This is a genomic window from Streptomyces carpinensis, from assembly GCF_002154505.1.
Classification (GTDB): Bacteria; Actinomycetota; Actinomycetes; order Streptomycetales; family Streptomycetaceae; genus Streptomyces; species Streptomyces carpinensis.
The window spans coordinates 1-4818 of sequence record NZ_MUBM01000666.1 but is presented as its reverse complement, the minus strand read 5'-3'; the positions used below and the strand labels follow the sequence as shown (position 1 = coordinate 4818).

4 protein-coding genes and 1 pseudogene are annotated in these 4818 nt (G+C 74.2%); 4 read left to right on the top strand and 1 reads right to left on the bottom strand.

Translation table 11 applies throughout. The features are described 5' to 3' along the window. On the top strand, positions 1 to 961 hold a 961-nt coding region (cobA, locus tag BZY54_RS47710; protein ID WP_086731508.1), incomplete at its 5' end, for a uroporphyrinogen-III C-methyltransferase. Positions 962 to 1023: 62 nt separating this feature from the next. Next, the gene (locus tag BZY54_RS47705; protein WP_086731507.1) at positions 1024 to 1842 is read left to right on the top strand and encodes a TrmH family RNA methyltransferase; all 819 of its coding nucleotides are present in this window, start codon (positions 1024 to 1026) and stop codon (positions 1840 to 1842) included. Positions 1843 to 2059: 217 nt separating this feature from the next. Here BZY54_RS47705 and BZY54_RS47700 read toward each other — a convergent pair whose 3' ends face one another. Continuing rightward, entirely contained in the window at positions 2060 to 3484 is a 1425-nt protein-coding gene (locus tag BZY54_RS47700; protein WP_167414199.1) for a serine/threonine-protein kinase, read from the bottom strand. 591 nt (positions 3485 to 4075) lie between these two features. Between BZY54_RS47700 and BZY54_RS47695 the strand changes: the two genes are divergently transcribed. Then, positions 4076 to 4255, top strand: coding sequence for a hypothetical protein (locus tag BZY54_RS47695; protein ID WP_086731505.1), 180 nt, complete (start codon positions 4076 to 4078; stop codon positions 4253 to 4255). Between the two features lie 335 nt (positions 4256 to 4590). Then, positions 4591 to 4818, top strand: a pseudogene (locus tag BZY54_RS47690) (aminoglycoside phosphotransferase family protein); the annotation flags it as partial.

Sequence of the window (4818 nt, the reverse complement as noted above, 5' to 3'; positions counted from 1 at the left end):
CGCCTCGGCCGAGGCGGAGCGGCACCGCGTGTGGTGCGTCCGCTCCGACGACGCCGACGCGGCGACCGCCTGGACCCCGGCCACCGGCCACAGCGAGGGCGTCACCGTCGCGGTGCTCACCACGAGCGCGCGCGGCCGGGACCCCCGGCACACCGCCGCCATCCGCGACGCGGTCGTGGAGGGTCTGCGCGACGGAACACTGGTCGCCCCGCACCACCGCACCCGTAGCCCCGGTGTCGCCCTCGTCGGCGGCGGCCCCGGCGACCCCGACCTGATCACCGTGCGCGGCCGCCGGCTGCTCGCCGAGGCCGACGTCGTCATCGCCGACCGACTCGGCCCGCGCGACCTGCTGGCCGAACTCCCGCCGCACGTCGAGGTGATCGACGCGGCGAAGATCCCCTACGGCCGTTACATGGCCCAGGAGGCCATCAACCAAGCGCTCATCGAGCACGCCAAGCAGGGCAAGTCGGTGGTCCGCCTCAAGGGCGGCGACCCCTTCGTCTTCGGCCGGGGCATGGAGGAGGTCCAGGCGCTCGCCGAGGCCGGCATCCCCTGCACGGTGGTCCCCGGCATCTCCAGCTCCATCTCGGTGCCGGGCGCGGCCGGCATCCCGGTCACCCACCGAGGGGTGGCGCACGAGTTCACCGTGGTCAGCGGTCATGTGGCCCCCGGCGACGAGCGTTCCCTGGTCGACTGGCCCAGCCTGGCGCAGCTGACCGGCACGCTGGTGATCCTCATGGGCGTCGACAAGATCGGGAAGATCGCCGAGACGCTCGTGGCCCACGGCAAGTCCCCCGACACCCCGGTCGCCCTGGTCCAGGAGGGCACGACCGCGGCCCAGCGCCGCGTCGACGCCACCCTCGCGTCGGTGGCCGAGACCGTACGCGCCCAGGACGTGAAGCCGCCCGCGGTCATCGTCATCGGCGCGGTCGTCGCCGTGGGCCCGCCCGCCTCCGAGTAGCCCCCGGGGAACTCCCCTTCCGAGCCGCCCGCACCGCAGACAGGACAAGGCAGTATCACGCTGTGGCCGATCTCATCACCGTTCAGGATCCCGATGACCCCCGTCTTCACGACTACACGGGCCTGACCGACGTCGAGCTGCGCCGCAGACGCGAGCCGGCCGAGGGGCTGTTCATCGCCGAGGGCGAGAAGGTCATCCGCCGGGCCGGGGACGCCGGTTACGAGATGCGCTCGATGCTGCTGTCCGCCAAGTGGGTCGACGCCATGCGGGACGTCATCGACGAGGTCCCCGCCCCGGTCTACGTGGTCAGCCCCGAACTCGCCGAACAGGTGACCGGCTACCACGTGCACCGCGGCGCGCTCGCCTCCATGCAGCGCAAGCCGCTGCCCACGGCCGCCGACCTGCTGCGCACGGCCCGCCGGGTCGCGGTCATGGAGTCGGTCAACGACCACACCAACATCGGCGCGATCTTCCGGTCGGCCGCCGCCCTCGGCATGGACGCCGTGCTGCTCTCCCCGGACTGCGCCGACCCGCTGTACCGGCGCAGCGTGAAGGTCTCGATGGGCGCCGTCTTCTCCGTGCCGTACGCCCGTCTGGACACCTGGCCCAGGGGCCTGGACGCGGTCCGTGAGGCCGGCTTCACCCTGCTCGCCCTGACTCCCGACGAAAAGGCCAAGGCGCTGGACGACGTCGCCCCGCACCGGATGGAACGGGTCGCCCTGATGCTCGGCGCGGAGGGCGAGGGCCTGTCCACGAAGGCTCTCGTGGCCGCCGACGAGTGGGTCCGCATCCCCATGTCCCACGGCGTCGACTCCCTCAACGTCGGCGCCGCCGCCGCCGTGGCCTTCTACGCGGTGGCGACGGGCCGCCCCGAGACCTAGGGTCTTTCGTTCGGATCAGGCCGGATCAGGGAGCGGGGTCCGGTGCTGGGGGTACCTCTTCACGCCGTTCGGGCAGTGGGGGAGGAGCGCAAGGCGGAGGAGGGCGTCATGGCGGAGCCATGGCAACCGACGACAACGCGGCGAGACGCGGCGCCAGACCGCGCGAGCCCGGCGTGATCCGAACGAGAGGCCCTGGGAGCCCGGTCCCGCCGGTGGTCTACGACTGCTCGTCCGGCCGGTCGGTCGTGGCCGTCGGTGCCTGCCCCTGCCCCGTCCGTACGCCGCCGTCGCCGCCGAGCCCGCGCGCGGGCCCCTGGCAGCCCTGCGCCGCCGCGATGCCGAGCGCGACCAGCAGCGTGACCACCACGAACACGAACAGGCGCTGCCGCAGCAGCCTCGGATTGGCGGGCCGCAGACCGGTCGACGTGCTGCGCGCGCCCGGCCGCCGGGCGCTGGCGCGCGGGGCGGGACGGCCGCCGCCGACCGGGCGGCCGCCGTTGCGGGGCGGCGGCGTGGAGCGCCCGCCGCCGGAACGGGAGGGCGCGCCGGTCCCGCGCGGCGGACCGGAGTCGCGCAGCGGACCGCCCGTGCGGGACGGCGTGCCGCCGCGCGAGGGCGGGACGGTGCCGCGCGGAGGGGGCGTACCGGGGGAGGAGCCCTGCGGGCGCCGCCGGCCACGCTGCTCGGCGTAACCGGTGCGCTGCTGCTCGGGGTAGGTGGCGCGCAGGTCGTCCGGGTAGGTGTCCGCGAGCCGGCCGGTGGGCCGGTCGGCCTCGGCGGTGCGCGGAGCGGGCGGACGCAGATCGCCCAGGCCCTGCGCCTCGCGCGCGGCGATCTCCTTCAGCCGGAGCGACAACTGCAGTGTGCTGGGCCGTTCCTCGGGGTCCTTCGCGAGGCAGGCCCGCACCAGCGGAGCCAGCGCGTCGGGTACGCCGTGCAGCTGGGGCTCCTCGTGCACCACGCGGTAGAGCATCACCTCGGAGCTGCCGTGACCGAACGGCGAGTCGCCCGTCGAGGCGTACGCCAGCGTCGCCCCCAGGGAGAACACGTCGGTGGCCGGGGTGACGGCGGCGCCGCGCACCTGCTCCGGGGCGAGGAAGCCGGGGGAGCCGACCGCGGTGCCGACGTGGGTGAGCGTCGAGGCGCCGGTCGCCCAGGCGATACCGAAGTCGATGATCCGCGGCCCCTTGGGGGACAGCAGGATGTTGGAGGGCTTCAGGTCCCGGTGCACCACACCGGCCTCGTGCACGGCGACCAGCCCTTCGGACAGGGCGGCCCCGATCGCCGCGGCCTCCGCCGCGCTCAGCGCGCCCTCGTCGGCCACCTTGTCGTGCAGGGAGGGCCCGGGCACGTACTGCGTGGCGAACCACGGCCGGTCCGCCTCCAGGTCGGCCGCCACCAGCCGGGCCGTGCAGCCGCCCCGGATCCGCCGGGCCGCCGAGACCTCGCGGGCGAACCGCGAGCGGAACTCCTGGTCCTCCGCCAGATCCGGCCGGATGACCTTCAGCGCGACCCGCTGACCCTTCCGGTCGGAGCCGAGATAGACCACACCCATCCCGCCCGCGCCGAGCCGTCGGTGAAGCCTGAACGAGCCGACGACGCGCGGGTCCTCGCGCCTCAGGCGCATCATCGCCATGTTCATCCCCGCTGCCCGGTCCCTGTGACGAGCCACAGCTTACGTTTCCGGGGCCGCTCGCGCGCAGAGGCCGCGCCCTCTCTACCCGATCGATTGTCGGTACGGGACAGCGCAATTGAAGGTCGGTCAGCATATTGGAGGGCCCGGCGGCCCGGCACCGACCATGATCCCAACCGCCTGCCGGCGAAAGGCGATTGGACGCCTGAATGACGATCGGACAGCAGGGGAGGCGGACGCCGCCGACCCCCCGCCCGGCTGGGAGGGGGCGGCGAGCCGGATGGGGTGCCGGGCGGGGAGCCGCAGGCCACGGGCCGTGCGGAAAGTGAGCGAAGTCACCACAAGAGGACCGGAAAAGCCGGGGCACTCCGGACGGCCCCTCCGGGAAGACCCCGAGAGCCGGGACCGCGTCTCCACCCAGGGGAGTACTCCCCGGTTGAAGGCTCATCCTCCGGGAGGCCCGGCAATCGGTACGAGGGCATGACGTCCGGTGGTCGCCGCGCGCCTACATTTGAGGTCAAGCGGCGGGTGCAGCACTCGTCCCCCGAGGTCAGACACCCGCCGCTGCCAACGACAACCGAAACGGTCAGGAGAGGGACCATGGCCCACACGGCACCGCGGACACTGCTCCGTACACGCCCCCGCCGTACGGGCCGCCGCCACCCCGCGGTGGCGACGTTGATGGCCCTTCCCCTGGCGGCCCTGCTCCTGCTGGTCTTCGACGGCTGGAACACAGTGGCCACACAGGCGTCGTCCGTGGGTGTGATGCTGGGGCGCTGAGCGGCGACCCCAGGCCCGGAAGAGCGGTCCGGGCGGGGACATCCATCCATGAAACCCCGTGGGGACGGGGGTGCGGCGGACGGCAAAATGCCGGCGCAGCTGGGGAGCTGCGCCGGCATTGTTTTCGGCGGCGATCGTTTTCGGCGGTCGTCAGGGCCGTGGGCAGCCAGCCGGGCTCCGCCTGGCGTCGGCCCCTGCTCGAAGAGCCCCGGGGAGCCGCCTCGCGAGCGCGGGCGAGCAGCCCCGCCCCCCGACCCCGTCCGCGGCCACCCCGTACACCCGCGTGCAGCTCGTCCACGTAAGCTCACGGTCGCCGTCGCACCCCAGGGAGTCCCGTGACAGCCGCCGCCCTCCTGCCCGAGGTGACCGCGCAGGTCACAAAGGCGGCCCACGCCGACGGCAGGGACTGCTCGTGCGAAGCGACCGTCCTGGCCGACCGCCCCGACGCCACGGTCGTCCGCCACGCCGGCACCGTCGCGAAGGCCCACGCCCCGGGCACCGACGCCGCCGAGCTCGCCCTCCGCCTGGCCGCGGCCGCCCGCCTCCCCGGCATCCTGCTGCCC